At 72.6% G+C, this 20,932-nt stretch carries 24 protein-coding genes; 6 read left to right on the forward strand and 18 right to left on the reverse strand.

Annotation, left to right across the window (positions count from 1 at the left end):
• Positions 1-5: 5 nt before the first annotated feature.
• Both ABZ693_RS24370 and ABZ693_RS24375 read right to left on the reverse strand, forming a co-directional pair.
• A complete protein-coding gene (locus tag ABZ693_RS24370) occupies positions 6-566 on the reverse strand; it encodes a hypothetical protein (protein WP_359880944.1) in 561 nt (186 codons plus the stop codon).
• Positions 563-1,231, reverse strand: coding sequence for an HAD family hydrolase (locus ABZ693_RS24375; protein WP_359880946.1), 669 nt, complete (start codon positions 1,229-1,231; stop codon positions 563-565). The genes ABZ693_RS24370 and ABZ693_RS24375 overlap by 4 nt, the downstream gene beginning before the upstream one ends.
• A 137-nt stretch (positions 1,232-1,368) precedes the next feature.
• Between ABZ693_RS24375 and ABZ693_RS24380 the strand changes: the two genes are divergently transcribed.
• Entirely contained in the window at positions 1,369-1,638 is a 270-nt protein-coding gene (locus ABZ693_RS24380) for an STAS domain-containing protein (RefSeq protein WP_359880948.1), read from the forward strand.
• 18 nt (positions 1,639-1,656) lie between these two features.
• Here ABZ693_RS24380 and ABZ693_RS24385 read toward each other — a convergent pair whose 3' ends face one another.
• From ABZ693_RS24385 to ABZ693_RS24395, 3 genes are all read right to left on the reverse strand, one after another.
• A complete protein-coding gene (locus tag ABZ693_RS24385) occupies positions 1,657-2,619 on the reverse strand; it encodes a sigma-70 family RNA polymerase sigma factor (protein ID WP_359880950.1) in 963 nt (320 codons plus the stop codon).
• A 93-nt stretch (positions 2,620-2,712) separates the two neighbouring features.
• Positions 2,713-3,423: a L,D-transpeptidase family protein gene (locus tag ABZ693_RS24390; RefSeq protein ID WP_359880952.1), complete on the reverse strand. Its 711-nt coding sequence runs from the start codon at positions 3,421-3,423 to the stop codon at positions 2,713-2,715.
• A 177-nt stretch (positions 3,424-3,600) separates the two neighbouring features.
• Entirely contained in the window at positions 3,601-4,968 is a 1,368-nt protein-coding gene (locus tag ABZ693_RS24395; RefSeq protein ID WP_359880955.1) for an MFS transporter, read from the reverse strand.
• 62 nt (positions 4,969-5,030) lie between these two features.
• Here ABZ693_RS24395 and ABZ693_RS24400 point away from each other — a divergent pair, with 62 nt between their 5' ends.
• Positions 5,031-5,984, forward strand: coding sequence for a LysR family transcriptional regulator (locus ABZ693_RS24400; RefSeq protein ID WP_359880957.1), 954 nt, complete (start codon positions 5,031-5,033; stop codon positions 5,982-5,984).
• Positions 5,985-6,022: 38 nt separating this feature from the next.
• Here the strand turns inward: ABZ693_RS24400 and ABZ693_RS24405 are convergent, their stop codons facing one another.
• Together ABZ693_RS24405 and ABZ693_RS24410 are read right to left on the reverse strand one after the other, a co-directional pair.
• Positions 6,023-6,799, reverse strand: a complete 777-nt coding sequence (locus ABZ693_RS24405) for an alpha/beta hydrolase (protein ID WP_359880960.1) — start codon at positions 6,797-6,799, stop codon at positions 6,023-6,025.
• Positions 6,800-6,940: 141 nt separating this feature from the next.
• Entirely contained in the window at positions 6,941-7,699 is a 759-nt protein-coding gene (locus ABZ693_RS24410; RefSeq protein WP_359880962.1) for a GNAT family N-acetyltransferase, read from the reverse strand.
• Positions 7,700-7,873: 174 nt separating this feature from the next.
• On the opposite strand from ABZ693_RS24410, the gene ABZ693_RS24415 reads away from it, so the two are divergent.
• A complete protein-coding gene (locus ABZ693_RS24415; protein WP_359880964.1) occupies positions 7,874-9,028 on the forward strand; it encodes an adenosine deaminase in 1,155 nt (384 codons plus the stop codon).
• A gap of 162 nt (positions 9,029-9,190) precedes the next feature.
• Positions 9,191-9,568 carry a hypothetical protein gene (locus ABZ693_RS24420; protein ID WP_359880967.1) on the forward strand — a complete coding sequence of 126 codons (378 nt, stop codon included), beginning with the start codon at positions 9,191-9,193 and terminating at the stop codon, positions 9,566-9,568.
• Positions 9,569-9,677: 109 nt separating this feature from the next.
• Here ABZ693_RS24420 and ABZ693_RS24425 read toward each other — a convergent pair whose 3' ends face one another.
• The 5 genes from ABZ693_RS24425 to afsQ1 all read right to left on the reverse strand — a co-directional run bounded on the left by ABZ693_RS24425 (position 9,678) and on the right by afsQ1 (position 13,831).
• On the reverse strand, positions 9,678-9,878 hold the full coding sequence (locus tag ABZ693_RS24425; RefSeq protein WP_359880970.1) for a PspC domain-containing protein: 201 nt from the start codon (positions 9,876-9,878) through the stop codon (positions 9,678-9,680).
• Between the two features lie 77 nt (positions 9,879-9,955).
• Positions 9,956-10,555 carry a VanZ family protein gene (locus ABZ693_RS24430; RefSeq protein ID WP_359880972.1) on the reverse strand — a complete coding sequence of 200 codons (600 nt, stop codon included), beginning with the start codon at positions 10,553-10,555 and terminating at the stop codon, positions 9,956-9,958.
• 296 nt (positions 10,556-10,851) lie between these two features.
• Positions 10,852-11,520, reverse strand: coding sequence for a hypothetical protein (locus tag ABZ693_RS24435; protein WP_359880975.1), 669 nt, complete (start codon positions 11,518-11,520; stop codon positions 10,852-10,854).
• Positions 11,517-13,157 (reverse strand): ATP-binding protein, encoded by a 1,641-nt coding sequence (locus ABZ693_RS24440; protein ID WP_359880976.1) that lies wholly within the window; start codon positions 13,155-13,157, stop codon positions 11,517-11,519. The genes ABZ693_RS24435 and ABZ693_RS24440 overlap by 4 nt, the downstream gene beginning before the upstream one ends.
• Positions 13,154-13,831: a two-component system response regulator AfsQ1 gene (afsQ1, locus tag ABZ693_RS24445; protein WP_359880978.1), complete on the reverse strand. Its 678-nt coding sequence runs from the start codon at positions 13,829-13,831 to the stop codon at positions 13,154-13,156. Before afsQ1 ends, ABZ693_RS24440 begins: the two co-directional genes overlap by 4 nt.
• Positions 13,832-14,119: 288 nt before the next feature.
• Between afsQ1 and ABZ693_RS24450 the strand changes: the two genes are divergently transcribed.
• Positions 14,120-14,860 (forward strand): SigE family RNA polymerase sigma factor, encoded by a 741-nt coding sequence (locus tag ABZ693_RS24450; protein ID WP_359880981.1) that lies wholly within the window; start codon positions 14,120-14,122, stop codon positions 14,858-14,860.
• A 171-nt stretch (positions 14,861-15,031) separates the two neighbouring features.
• Here ABZ693_RS24450 and ABZ693_RS24455 read toward each other — a convergent pair whose 3' ends face one another.
• Complete coding sequence (locus ABZ693_RS24455; RefSeq protein ID WP_359880984.1) at positions 15,032-15,730, reverse strand: uridine kinase family protein; 699 nt, start codon at positions 15,728-15,730, stop codon at positions 15,032-15,034.
• A gap of 52 nt (positions 15,731-15,782) precedes the next feature.
• Here ABZ693_RS24455 and ABZ693_RS24460 point away from each other — a divergent pair, with 52 nt between their 5' ends.
• On the forward strand, positions 15,783-16,217 hold the full coding sequence (locus tag ABZ693_RS24460; protein WP_359880986.1) for a hypothetical protein: 435 nt from the start codon (positions 15,783-15,785) through the stop codon (positions 16,215-16,217).
• A gap of 33 nt (positions 16,218-16,250) precedes the next feature.
• Here ABZ693_RS24460 and ABZ693_RS24465 read toward each other — a convergent pair whose 3' ends face one another.
• The 5 genes from ABZ693_RS24465 to ABZ693_RS24485 form a co-directional block, all read right to left on the reverse strand.
• On the reverse strand, positions 16,251-16,979 hold the full coding sequence (locus tag ABZ693_RS24465) for an SDR family oxidoreductase (RefSeq protein ID WP_359880989.1): 729 nt from the start codon (positions 16,977-16,979) through the stop codon (positions 16,251-16,253).
• Between the two features lie 242 nt (positions 16,980-17,221).
• Positions 17,222-18,112: an aldehyde dehydrogenase family protein gene (locus ABZ693_RS24470; RefSeq protein WP_359880992.1), complete on the reverse strand. Its 891-nt coding sequence runs from the start codon at positions 18,110-18,112 to the stop codon at positions 17,222-17,224.
• The gene (locus ABZ693_RS24475; RefSeq protein WP_359880995.1) at positions 18,102-19,541 is read right to left on the reverse strand and encodes an aldehyde dehydrogenase family protein; all 1,440 of its coding nucleotides are present in this window, start codon (positions 19,539-19,541) and stop codon (positions 18,102-18,104) included. Before ABZ693_RS24475 ends, ABZ693_RS24470 begins: the two co-directional genes overlap by 11 nt.
• A 5-nt stretch (positions 19,542-19,546) precedes the next feature.
• Positions 19,547-20,506: a deoxyribose-phosphate aldolase gene (gene deoC / locus ABZ693_RS24480; protein WP_359881009.1), complete on the reverse strand. Its 960-nt coding sequence runs from the start codon at positions 20,504-20,506 to the stop codon at positions 19,547-19,549.
• A 212-nt stretch (positions 20,507-20,718) separates the two neighbouring features.
• On the reverse strand, positions 20,719-20,932 hold a 214-nt coding region (locus ABZ693_RS24485), incomplete at its 5' end, for a hypothetical protein (protein WP_359880998.1).

Raw genomic sequence — 20,932 nt, forward strand, 5'->3', positions numbered from 1 at the left:
GCCCGTCACGCTCGCCGGCCGTCCGGCGGCCACCCGGGCGCGGGGACTGCCGCGCCCGGGTGGGCGAGAAGTCCGGTGACCGTGGCCCGCGCGGCCGAGCGGACCTCCGCGTCCGGGTCGTCCAGGAACGCCGCCACCGGTTCGACCAGCTCCGGCAGCAGGTCCCAGCAGGCCAGGGCCGCCTCGACGAGGACCAGGTCACCGGCCTCGCCGTCGTCCCACATGCCGACCTGGTCGTCCTCGTCGGCCGCGACGTACGCGGCCGTCCACGCCGCCGTGTCGGCCCCGGCGATTCGCGCTCGCAGTTCGTCGGCCTCGTCCCCGAGCCGTACGGCCTCGGCCACGTCCCGGATGAACGCGAGCCCGAGTACCGGCGCCTCCGCGAGGCGGCCCGCCACCGCCGCGAGGACGGGCGGGGTGGCCGGCCAGACCGTGCCCTGGTGGAGGATCGCCGACCACAGGTGGTCCTCGGCCGCCGCCAGCGGGCCGGCCAGGATCTCGCGGGTGTCGGTCGCCGCCCCGTACGCGTGGAACAGCCGCTCCCACACCACCGTGTCCGCGCTCACGCGCCCGCTCCCGGTGCCAGGGCCAGCAGCGCGGGCAGCTCCCTCATGTGGGTGAAGAGGTGGGTGCCGGGGCCGGCCAGGCGTTCCGCGCGGGTGAGGCCGCCGGCGTAGCCGAAGACGCGCATGCCCGCCGCGCGGGCCGCCTGGACGCCGTACGCGCTGTCCTCGACGACCGCGCAGCGCTCCGGCGGGACGCCCATCGCGCGGGCCGCGTGCAGGAAGAGATCGGGGGCGGGCTTGCCGTGGGCGACGTCGTGGGCGCTGAAGACGCGGCCCTCGAAGCGGTCGAGGAGGCCGGCGCGGGTGAGGTTGCGGCGTATGGAGGTGTGGCCGCCGTTGGAGGCGAGGCAGAACGGCACGTCCAGGGCGTCCAGGACCTCGGTGACGCCGTCGACCGCGGTCAGTTCCGCGTCCAGCGCCTCGTCGTACAGGTGCTGGAAGGGCAGTTCCCAGCCGTCCTGAAGGCGGCGGCCGGCGCGTTCCTCGACCAGGGCGGTGAGTTGTCTCTTGGAGGAGCCGACGAACAGGTCGGCCATCTCCTCCTCGCTGAACTCGGCACCGAGGCGGGCGAACACGGCCCGGTCCACTCGGCAGTAGATCCGCTCGCTGTCCACGAGGACACCGTCGCAGTCGAAGATCACCAGCTCGGCGCGATCAAGAGTCATGGCGCCGAGCCTAGAGCTACCGGGAAACGTTTCGGCAGCCCTCCGACAGCCCGGCCACGGGCAGCCCGAAAGCCGCCCGGAGACGGCCTCGGGACGGTCCGCGATGAATTCCGGGCGCTCCGGCGGTCTGCCCTGGTGTGGACGACTCCCGAAGACTCGAACTACGCCTCGGCGGCCCGCCCGCGCCCGACGACGTCGGACGGCTCTGCGAGCTGCTCGCCGCCGCCCCGCCCACCGTCGTCGTCTGTGACGTCGGCGGGCTCGACCGCGCCGGTCTCGCCGCCGTGGACGCCGTCGCCCGGCTCCGCCTCGCCGCCCGGCGGGGCGGCCACCGGCTGCTGTTCCGCGGCGCCGGGCCCGAGCTGCGCGGCGTACTCGGCCTCGTCGGGCTCGGCGATCTGCTGTGACCGGTGGTACTGCCGCCCTCAGACGGCGTCGAGCCGGTCCGGCAGGTCGAACAGCGGGAACCAGCGCTTGGTGTCGAGGAAGAAGTCCATTCCGCCGATCTTGCCGTCGTGCAGTTTGAGCACGATCAGCGCCCACGGGGCGTAACCGCCCTCCGGGTCCGGGTGGTAGTGCGCGAACGCCGGCTGGCCGTTCGCCACGGTCGCGACCAGCTTCGAGCCGCGGCACACCTCGCCGACGCCCAGCATCCAGCCCACGATGTCCTCGTGGCCGCGCAGCCACAGGTCGTACGGCGGCATGGACATGGTGGCGTCCTCGTGCAGGAGCGTGGTGAGCGCCTGCATGTCGTACCCCTCGAAGGCCGCCACATAGCGGTCGAGGAGCGCCTTCTGCTCCTCGTCCAGCGGGTTCGCCTCGTCGGACACGGCCGGCGCCTGCTCCTGGATCGTCGCCCGGGCCCGCTGGAGCGCGCTGTTGACGGAGGCGACGGTCAGGCCGAGGAGTTCGGCGACCTCGCTCGCCTTCCAGGCCAGCACCTCGCGCAGGATCAGTACCGCGCGCTGCTTCGGCGGGAGGTGCTGGAGGGCGGCCACGAACGCCAGCCGCACCGTCTCGCGCGAGACCGCGGTCTCCGCCGGGTCGGCCACCGACGGCAGCACGCGGCCGTCCGGCACCGGCTCCAGCCAGGTGATCTCGGGGCGTTCGTTGAGCCGGGCCTGCGCCACCGGCGTCGGCTCGCTCAGGTCCATGGGACGGGCCCGCCGGTTGCCCGCGTTCAGCGAGTCCAGGCAGACGTTGGTGGCGATCCGGTAGAGCCAGGACCGCAGGGAGGAACGTCCCTCGAAGGAGTCGAGCGAGCGCCAGGCCCGCACCATGGTGTCCTGCACCGCGTCCTCCGCCTCGAAGGCGGAGCCGAGCATCCGGTAGCAGTAACCGGTCAGCTCCCTGCGGTACTTCTCCAGGTCTTCCGTCATCAGGTCCATCGAGTCCACCCCGCGGCTTGCCCTTCACCGGCGCCCGTCCGGCACCGATGAAGGGAAGCTACCGCAGGGCACCGACAGCCTGCGGCGATTCGGTCAGGTTCCGGGCTTGCGCCCGTACACGTACACGTCGTCGCCGTTCTTCAGCAGATTCCAGTACGCCTTCGCGTCGTTCGGCCGCATGTTGACGCAGCCGGCCGAACCCGGCGGATTCCACATGGACTTGGTGACCGAGTGGAACGCCTGCCCGCCGTCGAAGAACTGCGCGTACGGCATCCAGACGTCGTAAAGCGTCGACCAGTGCTTGATGTTGCGCCAGTAGACCTTGCTGGAGCCGGTACGGGTCTCCGCGCCGTCGCGGCCGGTGCGCACCGGCACCGGGCCGTACTTCAGCTTCTTGCCGTCCTGGATCCAGCTGAGCTGCCGGGTCAGGTCGACACAGGCGATCCGGCCCTTGTTCGTCGGGCACTTGCCGGCCTGGTTCGGGTTCTTGCCCGCCGCCCGCTGCGCGAGCATCGTCGACATGGTGCGCCAGGTCAGCGGCCCGGCGTAGCCCATCGTCGGGGTGATGCCGTGCGTCCGCTGGAAGCTCTGGATCGCCCGGCAGTCGGCGGCCGACTGGCGGCCGTCGGCGGTCCGGCCGAGGAACTTCTCCACCTGCTTCTGGTACGGACCGGTCGTCACGTTGCAGGACGACGCCGCCTGCGCCGTGCCGCTGCCGACGGCCACGGTCAGCGGCACCACCAGGGACGTGACCGCGAGGCCGAGTCCGGCTCTTCTCCGTATCGTCGCGCGCGTGTTGTTCATGGTGACTCGCAACTCCCCCTTCGCTCTTCTGAGTTACGACGCTCTGAAGGATTGGACAGTTGCATCGGGGGCAGATCGGGTCAAGGGGCACGGTATGCCGCGGCGCCCGGAACCGGGTGGTTCCGGGCGCCGTTCACGCCTTCGCGGGACTACGGGAGGGGCGACGCGGGCCGTGCGTCAGACGGCCGCCAGCCGGTGCCGCCGCTCCGCGACGCGCGCGCTGTGCGACCCGTACAGCGTGACCGACACGACGCCGACCACCGCGACCAGGCCGATCGCGACCGTCCCGCCCCAGCCGCCCGCGTGGAAGGCGACCGCGCCGAGCGTGCCGCCCACGCTGCTGCCCAGGTAGTACGCCGACTGGTAGAGCGCCGAGGCCTGCGCGCGGCCCGTCTTCGCCGTGCGGCTCACCGAGGACGAGGCGACCGCGTGCCCGGCGAAGAAGCCGGCCGTGATCAGGACCAGGCCCGCGAGGACGAGGGGCAGCGTGTCGGCGAGCGACAGCAGCAGACCGGCCGCCGTCGTGGAGACGGCGAGGTAGAGCGCGCCGCGCCGGCCCATGCGGCCGACCAGCCGGCCGGCCGCCGCCGACGAGACCGTACCGACCAGGTAGACCAGGAAGATCGAGCCGACCACGCCCTGCGGCAGCGAGAACGGGGCCTCGGTCAGGCGGTAGCCGATCACCGTGTACACGGCGCCGAAGACCGTCATGAACAGCGCGCCGATCGCGTACAGCCGGACGAGCAGCGGGTCCGCCAGATGACCGCGCACGGTGCGCGCCAGCGTCCTCGGGCTCTGCGCGACGGACGTGAAGTGCCGCGCCGGCGGGATGAGGAAGCGGAACGCGACCGCGCAGACCACGGCCAGCAGACCGACCGCCGCCAGACCCGCGCGCCAGCCCCACAGCTGGGCCACCCAGCCGGTGAGGAGACGGCCGCTCATGCCGCCGATCGAGTTGCCCGCCACGAACAGGCCGATCGCCGCGATCAGCGCCCGCGGCCGCACCTCCTCGGCCAGGAACGCCATCGCCGAGGCCGGCACACCCGCCAGCGCCGCGCCCTGCAGCGCGCGCAGCAGGATCAGGGTCTCCAGGTTCGGGGCGAGCGGGACGAGGAGGGCGACGGCGACGGCCACCGCCAGCGAGGCCGTCATCATCGAGCGGCGGCCGAAGCGCTCGGACAGCGCGCTCAGCGGCAGGACGCACAGGGCCAGGGCGCCGGTCGCGCCGGAGACCGTCCAGGACGCGGCCGAGGCGGTGGCGCCGAACGCGTCGGAGACGGCCGGGAGCAGGGCCTGGGTGGAGTAGAGGAGGGCGAAGGTGGCCACTCCGGCGGCGAACAGCGCGAGGCTGAGGCGGCGGAAACCGGGGGCGCCGGGGGCGAGGCGGGTGTCGCGGGGCTCGGCGGCCTTGGCGGCCTCGGCGATGGCGCGGGCCTCGGAGGTCGCGCGGGCGTCGCTCGCGTCCTGCGCGGCAGGAGAGTCGGGGGTCTTGCGGGAGTCGGCGACCGCGTGGGTGGCGGCCGCCTTGGTACTGGCGGAAGGCATGTACCGAACGTAGGCCGCCCCATTTCATGCGTCCAATGCATGAACCTGCTGTAATCGTTCCTATGGTGCATGAGTACAGGTCACAGCCTCGCCTGTCACCGAACAGTAACGAAGAAGACATGGGACTGCTGCTCGCGCCGCGCCTCGCGTACTTCGCCGCCGTCGCCCGCCACGAGCACGTCACGCGGGCCGCCGCCGAGATGGGCGTCCCCCAGTCGACGCTCTCGCGCGCCATGGTCCGGCTGGAGGAGGACCTCGGCGTCGCGCTGTTCGCCCGGCGCGGCCGTACGGTCGCGCTCACCCCGGCCGGCCGGCGCTTCCTCGGCTCCGCCGAACGCGCCCTCGCCGAGGTCGAGCGGGCCGCCGGCACCGTACGGGACGACGCCGACCCCACCGCCGGCCGGGTCGCCTTCGGCTTCCTGCACACCATGGGCTCCGAGACCGTGCCCGCCCTCATCCGCGCCTTCCGCGTCGATCACCCCGGCATCCGCTTCACCCTCGTCCAGAACTACGGCGAGGCCATGCTCGAACGGCTCCGGGCGGGCGAACTCGACCTCTGCCTCACCTCGCCCGTCCCCGACGCCCCCGACCTCGTCGGCCGCCGCCTCGACGAACAGCGGCTGCGGCTCGTCGTCCCCGACGACCACCGGCTCGCCGGCCGCAAACGCATCCGGCTCGCCGAGGCCGCGGACGAGTTCTTCGTGACCCTCGAACCCGGCTACGGGCTGCGCCGCATCACCGACGACCTGTGCGCCCAGGCCGGCTTCACCCCGCGCGTCGCCTTCGAGGGCGAGGAGGCCGAGACGCTGCGCGGGCTCGTCGCCGCGGGCCTCGGCGTCGCGCTGCTGCCGCCGCCGGCCGTGCCGCGGCCCGGCGTCGTCGAACTCGGGGTCACCTCGCCGCGCGCGGCCCGCGAGATCGGGGTGGCCTGGCTCGACGGGCACCCGGACACCCCGCCGGTCGCCGCCTTCAAGAAGTTCCTGCTGAACAAGCGGGGGAGTCTGCTGCCGGAGTGACGCGGGGCGGCGGTGCCGGTCGTGCCGGTCGTGTCGGTTCAGCGGTTCAGGGAACGGCCGAAACCCGCCGCCAGCGGCATCCGCAGTCCCAGCGGCGGAGGCGCCGCGAGCGCGTCCGTCAGCGGCCGGCTCTGCGGGTGGCCGAACAGCGACGACAGGACGAAGTCGACGGCCAGCGCGTGGACTTCGGCGTGATACTGGCGCAGCGCGTGCCCGTCCGCGTGTACCTCGAAGCGGCACGTGTCGCGGTTGGTCTTCTTGGCCCGCTCGGCGAACCGGAACGACAGCTCCGGATCCGTCCGGGCGTCCCGCGTGCCGTGCACCAGCAGCACCCGGCGTCCCACCAGCTGCCGCACCGGCTCCGGCTCCGCCGCCCGGTCCTCCTCCGGCAGCCACGGCGCCAGCGCGAGCACCGACGCCACCGCGTCGTGGCCGCCCGCCCGCAGCGCCGCCCGCGCGCCCATGCCGCGGCCCGCGAGGCACACCGGGACGTCGCCGTACCGCCGTACCGCCTCCGACACCGCCCACGAGGCGTCCGCCGCGAGCTGCGCGTCCGAGCCGTTCCAGCCGCGGCCCCGATACCGGACCACATGCGCGACCAGACCGTCCGCCCGGCCCTCGCGCGCCAGTCGCCGTGCCAGCGGCAGCGCCGCCGCGTGCGCCCGCGCGGACGGGCGCCGGCTCGACGCGGCCTCCCCGTCGGGCAGCAGCAGAACCACCCCGCCGGCCTGGGTGACGGGTTGCGTCGCTCCGACCGCTCGGCCCAGCCGGGGTGTCCGGGAGTCGGCCGTTCCCACGAGTGCGTTGTGCGCCATGACCGAACAGTCTCAGAAGTGGAGGTGTACGCCACCCGTACGCGCGATCACTGTTACGTATCGTCCGCTGTCGTTCGACCGGCGAACACCAGTTTTCGGACGCGGCTTTGAAAGCGGACGGTCATGAACGGCCGTGAACGATCAGAAGCGTTCGAAACACTGGATCTCGCCGAGGGGCTCGAAGCCCCGGCGCGCGTACCAGGCGCTCGGCCAGTCCTCCGTGTGCGCCGTGAGGAAGACCGTCGGGCAGCCCTCGGCGTCGGCGATCCGCAGCGCCGTGTCCAGCACCACGCCCGCGTGCCCCTGCTTCAGGTGCGTCACCGCCGTCACCAGGTCCTCGATCTGGGCGAGGCCCGCCGCCCGGTCGAGATAGAGATCCGCCCACGACGCGACCTGCCCGAACGCGTCGTGCGACGCGAGGAACCGGACATCGTCCGCGCCCCGGAGCCGGGCCGTACGGCGCTCCACCAGATCGCGTACGACCTCGTCCGTCGCACCCGGGATGAAGTGCCGCCACGCCTCGGCCATCGGCTCGCGCAACGCCGGAAGACCCACCTCGCGGGCCCCGCCCTCGGCCGGTACCGGGAGGCCGTGGCGGCGCATCACCGTGATCGCGGAGCGGGAGTAACCGGCCTCGGCCAGCGGGCCGGCGCAGGCGGCTGCGGTCGTCGCGTCCGGTATGGACACGATGCGGAACGGCAGGTGGGACAGGACGTCGTCGACGTGGGCGGGGAGGGCGTCGGGGTCCGGGGAGCCGGTGACGACGACGTGGTTGTTGCCGTGGGAGTGGCGGAAGGTGTCGTCGAGGGCGGCGAAGCCGCCGGGGAAGTCGACGGTGCGTTCCGCCTGGCGGCGGGTGAAGGAGGCGAGGAAGGCGTGGATCCGGGGGAGGTCGGTCATGGGGGCAGGCTAGGTGGGGCGCGGTGCGGGTGCCACGGGGTTGTTGGGGGGCCTGTCTGCCGGTGGGGTTGTTGAGGGAGGAGGTGCGAAGTGCGGGGAACCGCTTGGGGGGCCGTACCGACTCTTTACGTGCCAACCGGGGTGCTCTACGCGCGTAGGCGCTACAGTGCGGAAATGACGAGCCAGATCCCCACCACGCCCAGCGCGGACCAGATCCGCCGTGCCCCGAAGGTTCTGCTGCACGACCACCTCGACGGCGGGCTGCGGCCCGGCACGATCGTCGAACTCGCCCGTGCCCAGGGCTATGACGCTCTCCCCGAGACCGATCCCGACAAGCTCGGCATCTGGTTCCGGGAAGCCGCCGACTCCGGTTCGCTGGAGCGGTATCTGGAGACCTTCGCGCACACCTGTGCCGTCATGCAGTCCCGCGAGGCCCTGTTCCGGGTCGCCGCCGAGTGCGCGCTCGACCTCGCCCAGGACGGGGTCGTCTACGCCGAGGTCCGGTACGCCCCCGAGCAGCACCTGGAGGGCGGGCTGACACTCGAAGAGGTCGTCGAGGCCGTCAACGAGGGCTTCCGGGAAGGGGAGCGGCAGGCGCGGGAGCGCGGGCACCGGATCCGGGTCGGCGCGCTGCTGACCGCGATGCGGCACGCCGCCCGTGCCCTGGAGATCGCCGAACTCGCCAACAGCTACCGCGACGCCGGTGTCGTCGGCTTCGACATCGCGGGCGCCGAGGCCGGCTACCCGCCCACCCGTCACCTCGACGCCTTCGAGTACATGAAGCGGGAGAACAACCACTTCACCATCCACGCGGGCGAGGCGTTCGGGCTGCCGTCGATCTGGCAGGCGCTCCAGTGGTGCGGGGCCGACCGGCTCGGGCACGGGGTGCGGATCATCGACGACATCGAGGTCGCCGACGATGGCTCGGTCAGTCTCGGCCGGCTCGCCGCGTACGTCCGGGACAAGCGGATCCCGCTGGAGCTGTGCCCCACCTCCAACATCCAGACCGGCGCCGCGGCCTCGTACGCCGAGCACCCGATCGGGCTGCTGCGCACGCTTCACTTCCGTGCCACCGTCAACACCGACAATCGTCTGATGAGCGGCACCAGCATGAGCCGGGAATTCGAATTCCTGGTCGAGGCATTCGGCTACACGCTCGACGACGTGCAGTGGTTCACGGTCAATGCGATGAAATCAGCGTTCATTCCTTTCGATGAACGGCTGGCCATGATCAACGATGTCATCAAGCCCGGATATGCCGAGCTGAAGTCCGAATGGCTGTTCCAGCAGTCCGCCGCCACCAGCGACTCTTCTCGCCGTACGGGCTGATCGAGGAACACGGGACGGGAAACAGTGCGGCCGGGCGAACCACGCCCGGCCGCATTTCGGTGTTTGCGGTGGCGGCGTTCGCTGGTTAGGTTTCGTAGTCACTCGCATTTCCCCAGCATTCCCCTGCTCCGCGATTCCCGAGATTACCGAGGAAGTTTTCTGATGAAGCAGTCCGCCGCCAAGAAGCTTGGTGTCGCCGTCCTGGGTGCCGCTTTCGCCGCCACTGCCGCCGGTACGGCCTCCGCCGCCCCGGTCCCGCAGCCGGCCGGCCCGGACCCGCTGGCCCTGGCGACCAACCTCGTCCCGGGCGGCCAGGGCCTGGCCCAGGCGCCCCAGGCCGCCACCGAGGCCCTCGGCCAGGGTGCGAAGACCCTGCCCGGCGCGGTCGGCCAGGCCCAGAACCTCCCGGGCGAGGTCACCAAGCAGGCGTCGAGCCTGCCGCTGGACGGCGTCAAGTCCGGCCTCGGCCACACCCCGCTCGGCGCGCTGGGCGGCCTGCTCGGCGGTCTGCCGGTCGGCGGCCTGGGTCTGCCCCTCTGATCCGCCGCTGATCCACCCCGCGTCACGTACGCGCGAAGGGCGCCCGTCCGGTTCTCCGGAGAGGCGCCCTTTTCGTCTGTGTACGAGCGGGTGGGGTGCGGCGGCGGGTTTACCAGGCGGTGCTCGACGTCTTCTCCTCGGGCAGCAGCACCCACAGCGCCAGGTAGAGCAGGAACTGCGGGCCGGGCAGCAGGCACGAGACGAGGAAGATCACCCGCATCGTGTTCGAGGAGATGCCGAAGCGCCGGGCCAGCCCCGCGCACACTCCGGCGATCACGCGTCCGTCGCGGGGTCGGGCAAGTGCGGCCATGGTGGGCTCCTTCATTTCCGGTGCTCGGGATTTCCGATGTCTCCATGCTGCTCCCCGGCACGGCGGAAAACCTCGCTCTACGGGGCGATTCCGACCCTGGGAATCGTCGGGGTCGCCCCCTGAGGAGCCCCCGGACGCGCACCCCTGAGCAAGGCCCCGTTCTCGGAGCGAGTCGCGGAATCCGGACGGGAACGCGGATCAGAGGGGGAACCCCGGCGGGTTCCCGGGCGCCGTCCGCGGTCCGTGTTCGGGCCGGAGCGCGCCCGGCGGCGCAGCCGGGCCCGGCCGGCCGGGACCAGGAGGGCGTGTGCGACCGCGACGCCCGTCGTGTTCAGGAGTATCGAGTCGACGTCCACCACCTGCCCCGGCACGGCGGTCTGCAGCAGTTCCACGGCCAGCGACACCAGCGCCCCGGCCGCCGTCGTCCGGGCGAGGGACCACCAGGGCGAGACCCGCAGCCGTCCGTCGGCCATCGGCAGCAGCACCCCGAGCGGTGCCAGGAGCAGCAGTTCGCTCCCGATCCGGCGGGCCGCCTCGGCGGGTCCGAGGGCCAGATCGCCCCGTATCCCGGCCAGCGGGGTCAGGTTCGGCGCGGTCACCCAGGCCACGTCCCGCGGCCGTAGCGCCACCCAGGCGACGACCACCAGGTGCGCGAGGAGGAGCGCGAACCCCGCCACGCGTACGACCGAGGCGGCATTGCCGCCCGCATTGCCCGCATTGCCCGAACCTTGACGCTGCACGCCCCCCAAGACGCGCCCCTTGGCGGAATCGGTTCCGCTCGACGGATCCCGCCCTCCGCCGGGCCTCTCCGGGACAACCCTGAGAGGACTGTCAGGGTTGTCCCGGGGAAGAGGCGCCGGGGCGGGGAATCCCCGGACCTGGGGGCGTTTCGGGACGCGGCCGCAGAGGACGGCTTCCGGGGCGGAGCCTCGCGGCCGGTGGGCTGTGACGACCGGCACACCCGCCGGCGGCCTCAGGGGCGCGCCGACGGGACCGGGGACTCCGGGCGTTCCTTCAGCTGTTCCGTACAGCGGTAGCGGCGCGGCTCGTACGGGCCCGGGCCGCCGAGGACCACGGTGTCGCCGCTTACGCCCGCCGTGCTCTCCGCGAAGGTACAGACGAGCTGCGCGAGCGCCGCCGGCGGCAGGTCCTCGGGCTGGCGGCTGAGGCGAAGCGTCGGCTTCGGGTCGCCCCGGTGCGGGCCGCCCACCGTCAGCGGCGCCTGGGCCGCCGAGGAGAAGCCCGCCTCGCGCTCGCCGTCCGACGGCTCGGCCGTCAGCTGGGTGAGCAGCGCCGCGGCCGTACGGACGGGGTCGCCGACCGCCTTCTCCTCGGGCAGCGAGGAGCCGCGTTCCACCCGCTCCAGCTGGGCCCCGCACAGCAGGTACACCCGCAGCGGCACCCCGCGCCGCCCGGGCGCGACCGCCTCGTCCCGCGCCCCGCCCGCGGGCTCGTCGGCGGTCCGGGTGCCGCCGTCCACCCTTCCGCCGGCCGCCGCCTCGCACGGCACCCGCGAGGGCGCGGCGCCCGCGTCCACCGGCACGGTGGTCGTCCGGATCCCGCAGCCCGCGAGCAGTGCGGCGGCGGCCAGGGCTATGAGCCCGCGGGCCGCGCCCCGTCGTCCCGTACGGCGACGCCTCAACTCTCCTCCACCCCGCCCCGGCTGCCGCGGGTCCGCAGCTCCCGCGCGATCCCCGACGCGTCCCGGGGCAGTCGCAGTACGAACACCGCGCCGTCCACCCGTCCGTCCGCGTCCGTCGAGTTGGACGCGGTGATCGAACCGCCGTGGATCAGCGCGTTCTCCATGGCGATCGACAGGCCGAGCCCGCTGCCGTCCGACCGCGGCCGCGACGCGCTCGCCTTGTAGAAGCGGTCGAAGACGTGCGGCAGGACCTCCTCGGGGATGCCGGGCCCGTGGTCGCGTACCGCGATCACCAGGTCCTCGCCCGCCCGGGAGTCCTCCGGGGAGTCCTCCGGCGCGTCCTCCCACGTGTCGTCCCCGGAGTCCGTCTCCGGCTCCTCGTCCGTCCCGACGTCCCCGGCCACCCGCTCCGAGAGTTCGGTGCGCACCGACACCCGCACCGGCGAGCCGCCGTGCTTGAGCGCGTTGCCGATCAGGTTCGCGAGGATCACGTCGAGCCGGCGCGGGTCGAGCCGCGACACGATGCCGCGCTCCGCGTCCAGGTCGACCGCGTCCAGCCAGGCGCGCGCGTCGATGCAGGCGGTGATCTGGTCGGCGATGTCCACGTCGTCGAGGACCAGACGCGCGGTGCCCGCGTCGAAGCGGGTCACCTCCATCAGGTTCTCCACGAGGTCGTTCAGCCGCCGGGTCTCGCTGACCACCAGCGCGACCGCGGGCGCGATCATCGGGTCGAGCGAGTCCTGCTCGTCCTCCAGGACCTCGGTCACGGCGGTCAGCGCGGTCAGCGGGGTGCGCAGTTCGTGCGACATGTCGGCGACGAAGCGGCGGCTGGCCTCCTCGCGCGCGCTCATGTCCGCGACCCGTTTCTGCAGCGAGGCGGCCGCGCTGTTGAACGTACGCGACAGGTCGGCGAGTTCGTCGGTGCCGGAGACCCGCAGCCGGGTGTCGAGCTTGCCCTCGCCGAGCTGCCGGGCCGCCTCGCCGAGCCGGTGCACCGGCCGCAGCACGGTCGTCGCCGCGACCTGCGCGAGCAGCACGGAGCCGATGACGGCGAGGCCGGTGGCGATGCCGAGCGACCAGGACAGCGAGTTGAGGTCGGCCTTCTCCGCGGCGAGCGACTTGAACATGTAGCCCGTCGGCCCGCCGCCGTCGATCTTCGTCCCGCCGACCAGGTACGGCGTCGATCCGCGCTGGGTGCGCTGCCAGAAGAGGTGGTACGGGAACATGTTGGCGTCCGTCACCGCGCGCTTGGTCCGCACCGCGGTCCGCAGCGACGACGGCACGTCCGCGAGCGTGAACTCGTCCGGGTTCGACGCCCCCACGATCGGCTTGCCCGCGTCCCGCTCGCCGACGAGCAGCACGCTGTACCCGGCGGTGCCGCTGGCCATCTGTTCGGCGGTGCGGCGCAGTTCGTCCTGGGTGGGGCGCGGCGGCAGGGTCGCCGCCCGGTTCTGCATCTCCTGCCGGAAGCCGTTCAGCGCCCCGTCCTGGGTGCGCTTGAGCACGGCCTCGCGGTTGAGCCAGTACGCGATGCCCGACGCCGACACGGCCGCGGTCAGCGCGACCAGCGCGAAGACGACGACGAGCCGCAGCCGCAGGCTGGTGAACCGGAGCACCGACACGATCCCTTTGCTCACGCAGGGACATCCAGCCGGTAGCCGACACCCCGGACCGTACGGATCAGGGTCGGTGACGACGGTACGTCCTCGACCTTGGCGCGCAGCCGCTGGACGCACGCGTCGACGAGCCGCGAGTCGCCCAGGTAGTCGTGTTCCCACACCAGCCGCAGCAGCTGCTGGCGCGACAGGGCCTGTCCGGGCCGCCGGCTCAGCTCCAGGAGCAGCCGCAGCTCGGTCGGGGTGAGCTGGAGGTCCTCGCCGTTCTTGGTGACGGTCATCGCCGAGCGGTCGATCACCAGCGAGCCGAACGTGGCCGAGTCGGTGGACTCCCGCTCGCCGCGCCGCAGCACCGCGCGGATCCGGGCGTCCAGCACCCGGCCCTGCACGGGCTTGACCACGTAGTCGTCGGCGCCCGACTCCAGGCCCACGACCACGTCGATGTCGTCGCTGCGGGCCGTGAGCAGGATGATCGGCAACTGGTCCGTGCGCCGGATCCGCCGGCACACCTCGAAACCGTCGATGCCGGGCAGCATCACGTCCAGCACGACCAGATCCGGGCGCTGCTCCTTCAGCAGCTGCAGGCCGTCCTCACCCGTCGCCGCGGTGGCCACACGGTGGCCCTGGCGGGACAGGGAGAGTTCGAGCGCCGTGCGGATGGCGTCGTCGTCCTCGATCAGCAACAGAAAAGGCACGGACTCATTCTGTCGCATGCGGCCGTCGGAGTTCGACCGTCCGGTCACCACTCGGTATCGACGGCCTCCGGCGGCCGTCGGAAACGGCTGCCGGCGGCTGCCGGCGGCTGGCGGCGGCTGGCGGGGCTGTCGGTGGGTGCCGGCCGGCTATCGGCTGCCCTCGGGGGTCCGCGTATCGACAGGCGCCTGTGACACGGCTGTGACAGTCGGCGGACACCCCCATGAAGTCGGCCGGGCAGGCTTTTCGACATCAGGACCGAACGGACTCCACACGACGGGGGGCGCGAGATGAACACCCTGCACGGCAGCAGCTCGAGCGCGGTGGCCACGCGTCTGCATGACGTCGCACGGAGCACGGAGAAGTCCGGCGGTGTGAACGGGCGGGGGTGCGTTCGCGGCGCCGGACGTCAGCGCAAGGCGCCGTACATGGTCGCCGTGGCCGCTGACGGGGGAGCGGGGTACGGGGAGGCCACGGGGGAGCGTTCCACCCGGGCGAAGGCGGAGGCCGCCGAGGCGGCTTTCACGGCCTACGTCCAGGAGCGCCGGGCCTCCCTGTACGCCACCGCCTACCACCTGACCGGTGACCGCTTCGAGGCCGAGGACCTGCTCCAGAGCGCGCTGTTCTCCACGTACCGCGCCTGGGACCGGATCAGCGACAAGGCCGCGGTCGGCGGCTACCTGCGCCGGACGATGACCAATCTCCACATCAGCGCGTGGCGGCGGCGCAAACTCAACGAATACCCGACCGAGGAGCTGCCGGAGACGGTCGGCGAGACGGACGCGATGCGCGGCACCGAACTGCGCGCCGTCCTCTGGCAGGCCCTGGCCCGGCTGCCCGAACTGCAGCGCACGATGCTGGTGCTGCGGTACTACGAGGGCCGCACCGACCCGGAGATCGCGGACATCCTCGACATCAGTGTCGGCACGGTGAAGTCGAGCATCTGGCGCTCGCTGCGGCGACTGCGCGAGGACGAGGTGCTGAGCTTCGGCCGTGACGAGCAGGAGTCCTTCGGCGAGCTCGTCGCCTGAGGACGTACGGGGGAGACACGGGGGAAGTACGGGGGAAACGGGGGTCGTACGCGAGTACGGGCCACGGGGGAGTCACACGACGAAGCGCCGGACAGGCGGGGGACCTGTCCGGCGCTTCGTCGTGTTCGGGGTCGGGGCGTACGGGCCGGGGTGTACGGGTTCGCGCGGGCCTTACCGGGACGACGCGGGGACGCGGCAGCGGCCCGCGGCCGCGGCGGCGAGCCGGCCCAGGGCCTCGTCCTTGGCGCACGGGTGGGCGCCGAGCGCGGTCTGGCGGGCCACGATGGCCCGCTCGGCGCGCATCAGCCGCCAGCCGCGGCGCAGCAGGAACGGCACCGACTTGCGGCCCTCCCGCAGGTCGCGCAGGAGCCGGCGGCGGAAGGTCGTCGAGGGGCGGCCGCGCAGGCAGAGCGCGTCGGCCAGGACGCCGAGTTCCCGGCAGCGGGTCACGATGTCGGCGGCGAAGATGCCCTCCGCCACGAACAGCGGGGTGCGCCCGATGTCCAGCGTCTCGTGGTCGACCCGGGAGCTGGTGGAGATGTCGTACACCGGCACGTCGGTCCGTCCCGCACGGCACAGGGCCACGATCCCGGCGACGGCGGCGTCCGCGTCCCAGGAACCGGGGGAGTCCCAGTCGATGTCCGAACTGCCCTCGACCAGGGGCAGGGTGGGGTCGTCGCCCTCTTTGTAGAAGTCGTCGAGGCGCAGGACCGGCAGCCCGGTGAGGGCGGCGAGGGACGACTTGCCGGAGCCGGAGGGGCCGGTCAGCAGGACGACCCGGGTCGGGATCGGTTGGGAACTCACGGGACACCAGTGTGAAGCATTCCCCCGTGCAGGGGACCCCCGAGGCCACTCGTTGGTATCGAGCATCACACCTCTACTACTGTCGGTGGCCGCTCGACCACTCCCTGGAAGGACCCTCATGGCGCGTCACGCAGCCCCCCGGACCGCTCGCCGCAAGGCCCTGCTGAAGGCCGGACTGACCGTCACGGCGGCCGGCGCGGCCGTGTTCGGCGCGGGCGCCGCCGCCCAGGCCGCCCCGGCCCCGACCCCGGCCGCCCCCGCCGCCGACGGCGGGCTGGCCGGACTGCCGCAGCTGGTCGGCACGCTGACCGGCGGCGACAGCGGCACCGGCGCCGCCCTGGGGGGCGTCGGCAAGGGGCTGGCCCCGGTGACCAAGCTCAAGCTGAACCCGCTGGCCGGCACCGGTGTCGACCCGCTCGACAACGGCATCGGCACCCAGATCGCCGACTTCAAGCCGATCGGCACCGACCTGGTCACCGGCCACCTCACCCAGGGCGGCGCGATCGCCGGGCTGCCGGTGGTGGGTCCGCTGTCGCAGAGCCTGCTGCCGTAAGGAGCCGTAAGGAGCTGTAAGGGGCCGGGAGGGTCAGTTGAGCTGGCCCAGGGGCCGGACCGTGACCGTCGTGACGTCGACGCCCGCGGGCCGGCCGAGCGCCCACAGGACGGCGTCGGCCACGTCGGCGGCCGACAGGGCCGGGCGGTCCTCGGGAACGCCGCCGCGGGCGTCCCAGAACGGGGTGTCGACGAAGCCCGGCGCGATCACGCTCACCCCCACGCCGGACTCGGTCACCAGCATCCGGGTGTTCTCGGCGAGGGCGTGCACCGCCCACTTGGTGACCGAGTAGAAGTTGCCGGGGGTGTTCTTGAGGCCGGCGACCGAGCCCATGAGGACGATCCGGCCGCGGGTCCGCCTCAGCTCGTCCAGCGACTGCCGGATCAGCAGGGCGGGCCCGAGCACATTGGTCAGGAGCATCGACCGCATCGCTTCCGGGTCGGCCTCCGCGACGGTCGCGTGCGTGGAGAACCCGGCGTTCGCCACGACGTGGTCGAGCCGCCCGAAGCGCTCCACCGCGGCCCGTACGGCCGCCTCCACCGCCGCCGGGTCGGCCGCGTCGCCGGGCAGGAGCAGCAGCGTGTCCGGGGCGCCGAGGGAGGCCGCGAACCGCTCCAGCTTCCCCGCGTCCCGGCCGGTGGCGGCGACCCGGTGGCCCGCCGCAAGGAGCCGCCGTACGGTCGCGGCGCCGATGCCGCTCGATCCTCCGGTGAGCAGGGTGACGGGAGCGCGGGTGGGGTCGGTGGGGGCCGCACTGGTCATGGATCCTCCTGCGTCAGGGTGCCTGGTGTCCGGTGCCAGTGGGGCCGGTGGGGCTCCTCGGCCGGACATCCTTTCCCCGGATCCGGGCAGGGCGAAGCCCCCGGCCGGGCGGTGTCGCCTCCCCGGCCGGGGGCTTTCGCGTACGGTCAGGCCCTCAGGCCCTCAGACCGCCGGGCCCTCAGACCGCCGGGCCCCCAGACCGCCGGGCCCTCAGACCGCCGGGCCGTCAGACCGCCGGGCCGTCAGTAGGCCGAGCCGCTCGCGCCCAGCGAACCCGTCGGGTGCCAGACGGTCTTCGTCTCCAGGAACGCGGTCATCCGGTCCGTGCCCGGGGCGGCCGTGAAGTCCTCCTCGGCGCGCGGGCGCAGGACCCGCTTCAGGTTGCCCGCCGCGGCGATCTCCAGCTCGCGGGCCAGGTCGGCGTCCGCGCCCGTCAGGTCGAGGGCGTTGACGTCGAGGTGGGCCGCCAGGTGCGGGCCCATCTCGGCCGCCTTGCCGGACAGGATGTTGACGACGCCGCCCGGCAGGTCGGAGGTGGCGAGCACCTCGCCCAGGGAGAGGGCGGGCAGCGGGGCCTTCTCGGAGGCCACGACGACGGCCGTGTTGCCGGTCGCGATGACCGGGGCGATCACCGAGACCAGGCCGAGGAAGGACGACTCCTGCGGGGCCACGACGGTGACGACACCGGTCGGCTCCGGCGTCGACAGGTTGAAGAACGGGCCCGCGACCGGGTTCGCCCCGCCGACTACCTGGGCGATCTTGTCGGTCCAGCCCGCGTACCAGACCCAGCGGTCCACGGCCGCGTCGACGACCGCCGCCGCCTTCGACTTCGACAGGCCCTCGGCCTCGCCGACCTCGCGGACGAACTGGTCGCGGCGGCCCTCCAGCATCTCGGCGACGCGGTAGAGGATCTGGCCGCGGTTGTACGCGGTCGCGCCCGCCCAGCCGCCGAACGCCTTGCGCGCCGCGACGACCGCGTCCCGGGCGTCCTTGCGGGACGACAGCGGCGCGTGGGCGAGCCAGTTGCCCTTCGAGTCGGTCACCTCGTACACCCGGCCGCTCTCCGAACGCGGGAACTTCCCGCCCACGTACAGCTTGTAGGTCTTGAAGACGCTCAGACGGTTATCGGACATCGAGGTACGCCTCCAGGCCGTGGCGACCGCCCTCGCGGCCGAAGCCCGACTCCTTGTAGCCGCCGAAGGGCGAGGTCGGGTCGAACTTGTTGAACGTGTTGGCCCAGACGACCCCGGCGCGGAGCTTGTTCGCCACCGCGAGGATGCGGGAGCCCTTCTCCGTCCAGATGCCGGCGGACAGGCCGTACTGGCTGTTGTTGGCCTTGGCGACGGCCTCGTCCGGGGTACGGAAGGTCAGCACCGACAGGACCGGGCCGAAGATCTCGTCGCGGGCGATGGTGTGCGCCTGCGTGACGTGCGTGAACAGCGTCGGGGCGAACCAGTAGCCGGCCGACGGCAGCTCGCACGCGGCGCTCCAGCGCTCGGCGCCCTCCGCCTCGCCCTGCTCGACGAGCCGGGTGATCCGGGCCAGCTGCTCCGCGGAGTTGATGGCGCCGATGTCGGTGTTCTTGTCGAGCGGGTCGCCCAGGCGCAGCGTGGAGAGCCGGCGCTTGAGCGCGTCGAGCAGCTCGTCGTGGATCGACTCCTGGACCAGCAGACGGGAGCCCGCGCAGCAGACCTGGCCCTGGTTGAAGAAGATGCCGGTGACGATGCCCTCGACGGCCTGGTCGATGGGGGCGTCGTCGAAGACGATGTTGGCGCCCTTGCCGCCCAGCTCAAGGGTGAGCTTCTTGTCGGTGCCGGCGACCGTGCGGGCGATCTCCTTGCCGACGGCGGTCGAGCCGGTGAAGGCGACCTTGTTCACGTCCGGGTGCGCGACGACGGCGGCACCGGCGTCCCCGTAACCCGGAAGGATGTTGACGACACCCTTCGGCAGCCCGGCCTGACGGCAGATGTCCGCGAAGAACAGGGCGGACAGCGGGGTGGTCTCGGCGGGCTTCAGGACGACCGTGTTGCCGGCCGCGAGCGCCGGGGCGATCTTCCACGCGAGCATGAGCAGCGGGAAGTTCCACGGGATGACCTGGCCGGCCACGCCGAGCGGGCGCGGGTCCGGGCCGAAGCCCGCGTGGTCGAGCTTGTCGGCCCAGCCGGCGTAGTAGAAGAAGTGCGCGGCGACCAGCGGCAGGTCGGCGTCGCGGGTCTCCTTGATCGGCTTGCCGTTGTCCAGGGTCTCGAGGACGGCCAGCTCGCGGCTGCGCTCCTGGATGATCCGGGCGATCCGGAAGAGGTACTTGGCGCGCTCGGCGCCGGGCAGCGCCGACCACTTCTCGAACGCCTTGCGGGCGGCCTTCACGGCCCGGTCCACGTCCTCGGCGCCCGCCTGGGCGACCTCGGCGAGGACTTCCTCGGTGGACGGGGAGACGGTCTTGAAGACCTTGCCGTCGGCGGCGTCGGTGAACTCGCCGTCGATGAACAGGCCGTACGACGGCGCGAGGTCGACGACCGAGCGGGACTCGGGTGCCGGTGCGTACTCGAATGCAGATGCCATGTTGATCAGTCCACCGTCACGTAATCGGGGCCGGAGTAGTGGCCGGTCGCCAGCTTCTGACGCTGCATCAGCAGGTCGTTGAGCAGGCTGGAGGCGCCGAAGCGGAACCAGTGGTTGTCCAGCCAGTCCGCACCCGCGGTCTCGTTGACCAGGACCAGGAACTTGATCGCTTCCTTGGTGTTGCGGATGCCGCCGGCCGGCTTCACGCCGACCTGGACACCGGTCTGCGCGCGGAAGTCGCGGACGGCCTCCAGCATCAGCAGCGTGTTGGCCGGGGTGGCGTTGACCGCGACCTTGCCGGTCGAGGTCTTGATGAAGTCGGCACCCGCGAGCATGCCGATCCACGAGGCGCGGCGGATGTTGTCGTACGTGGACAGCTCGCCGGTCTCGAAGATCACCTTCAGCCGGGCGGCGTCGCCGCACTCGGCCCTGACGGCGGCGATCTGCTCGAAGACCTCCAGGTAGCGGCCGGCCAGGAAGGCGCCACGGTCGATGACCATGTCGATCTCGTCGGCGCCGGCGGCGATGGCGTCCCGGGTGTCCGCGAGCTTCACCGGAAGCGCGGCGCGGCCGGCCGGGAAGGCGGTGGCGACGGAGGCGACCTTGACGTCCGAGCCCGCGAGGGCGGCCTTGGCGGTGGCCACCATGTCGGGGTAGACGCAGACCGCGGCGGTCGTCGGGGTCGTACGGTCGGTCGGATCGGGGTGGACGGCCTTGGCGGCGAGCGCCCGGACCTTGCCCGGGGTGTCCGCGCCCTCGAGCGTCGTCAGGTCGATCATGGAAATGGCCAGGTCGATGGCGTACGCCTTGGACGTGGTCTTGATCGAACGCGTACCGAGAGCAGCGGCGCGCGCCTCCAGGCCGACGGCGTCGACGCCGGGCAGCCCGTGGAGGAAGCGGCGCAGCGTGCTGTCGGACGCGGTCACGTCGGCGAAAGCATGAGCTGCAGATGCAGTGGTGGGCATGGTCACCACTTGAGCATATCTACGCGCGTAGTAGCGCGTACAGGGGCCCTTCGCGCAGCGGAGGGCGAGGCCGGGGCGACGGCCGGGTCCCGGAGGGGCTGAAGCGCTCTGTCACGTTGCCTGTGACACGGAGTGGATGGCCCCGTCCGCCGCGACCGGCACCGGCGACGGCACCGGCGACGGCGCCAAGACCGACACCGTGCAGACATCGGTCATCCCGCACCCGCCACCCCGAACCGCGGCTGATCACCTGCGGCGGCGAACCGGTCGACGGCCACCGCCCCGACAGCATCGTCGTCCACGCCGACCTGGCCGACAGCACCACGCCCTGAGAAAGTGTTGGGTAACTGACCGGCTGCACTTTGTGACGCGCTGGCGGTGATCTCTGCGGTTGAGGAAGCCGCGAAGATCGCCGTCATGTGTGTC

It is taken from the genome of Streptomyces laurentii (genome assembly GCF_040635425.1).
GTDB lineage: Bacteria > Actinomycetota > Actinomycetes > Streptomycetales > Streptomycetaceae > Streptomyces > Streptomyces laurentii.

Bases quoted from the DNA above. Each gene is read 5' to 3' on its own strand.
- ABZ693_RS24375 (WP_359880946.1), bottom strand. From the start codon at position 1,231: ATGACTCTTGATCGCGCCGAGCTGGTGATCTTCGACTGCGACGGTGTC.
- ABZ693_RS24385 (WP_359880950.1), bottom strand. From the start codon at position 2,619: ATGGACCTGATGACGGAAGACCTGGAGAAGTACCGCAGGGAGCTGACC.
- ABZ693_RS24390 (WP_359880952.1), bottom strand. From the start codon at position 3,423: ATGAACAACACGCGCGCGACGATACGGAGAAGAGCCGGACTCGGCCTC.
- ABZ693_RS24395 (WP_359880955.1), bottom strand. From the start codon at position 4,968: ATGCCTTCCGCCAGTACCAAGGCGGCCGCCACCCACGCGGTCGCCGAC.
- ABZ693_RS24400 (WP_359880957.1), top strand. From the start codon at position 5,031: ATGGTGCATGAGTACAGGTCACAGCCTCGCCTGTCACCGAACAGTAAC.
- ABZ693_RS24405 (WP_359880960.1), bottom strand. From the start codon at position 6,799: ATGGCGCACAACGCACTCGTGGGAACGGCCGACTCCCGGACACCCCGG.
- ABZ693_RS24410 (WP_359880962.1), bottom strand. From the start codon at position 7,699: ATGACCGACCTCCCCCGGATCCACGCCTTCCTCGCCTCCTTCACCCGC.
- ABZ693_RS24415 (WP_359880964.1), top strand. From the start codon at position 7,874: ATGACGAGCCAGATCCCCACCACGCCCAGCGCGGACCAGATCCGCCGT.
- ABZ693_RS24420 (WP_359880967.1), top strand. From the start codon at position 9,191: ATGAAGCAGTCCGCCGCCAAGAAGCTTGGTGTCGCCGTCCTGGGTGCC.
- ABZ693_RS24425 (WP_359880970.1), bottom strand. From the start codon at position 9,878: ATGGCCGCACTTGCCCGACCCCGCGACGGACGCGTGATCGCCGGAGTG.
- ABZ693_RS24450 (WP_359880981.1), top strand. From the start codon at position 14,120: ATGAACACCCTGCACGGCAGCAGCTCGAGCGCGGTGGCCACGCGTCTG.
- ABZ693_RS24455 (WP_359880984.1), bottom strand. From the start codon at position 15,730: ATGCTCGATACCAACGAGTGGCCTCGGGGGTCCCCTGCACGGGGGAAT.
- ABZ693_RS24460 (WP_359880986.1), top strand. From the start codon at position 15,783: ATGGCGCGTCACGCAGCCCCCCGGACCGCTCGCCGCAAGGCCCTGCTG.
- ABZ693_RS24465 (WP_359880989.1), bottom strand. From the start codon at position 16,979: ATGACCAGTGCGGCCCCCACCGACCCCACCCGCGCTCCCGTCACCCTG.
- ABZ693_RS24470 (WP_359880992.1), bottom strand. From the start codon at position 18,112: ATGTCCGATAACCGTCTGAGCGTCTTCAAGACCTACAAGCTGTACGTG.
- ABZ693_RS24475 (WP_359880995.1), bottom strand. From the start codon at position 19,541: ATGGCATCTGCATTCGAGTACGCACCGGCACCCGAGTCCCGCTCGGTC.
- deoC (WP_359881009.1), bottom strand. From the start codon at position 20,506: ATGCCCACCACTGCATCTGCAGCTCATGCTTTCGCCGACGTGACCGCG.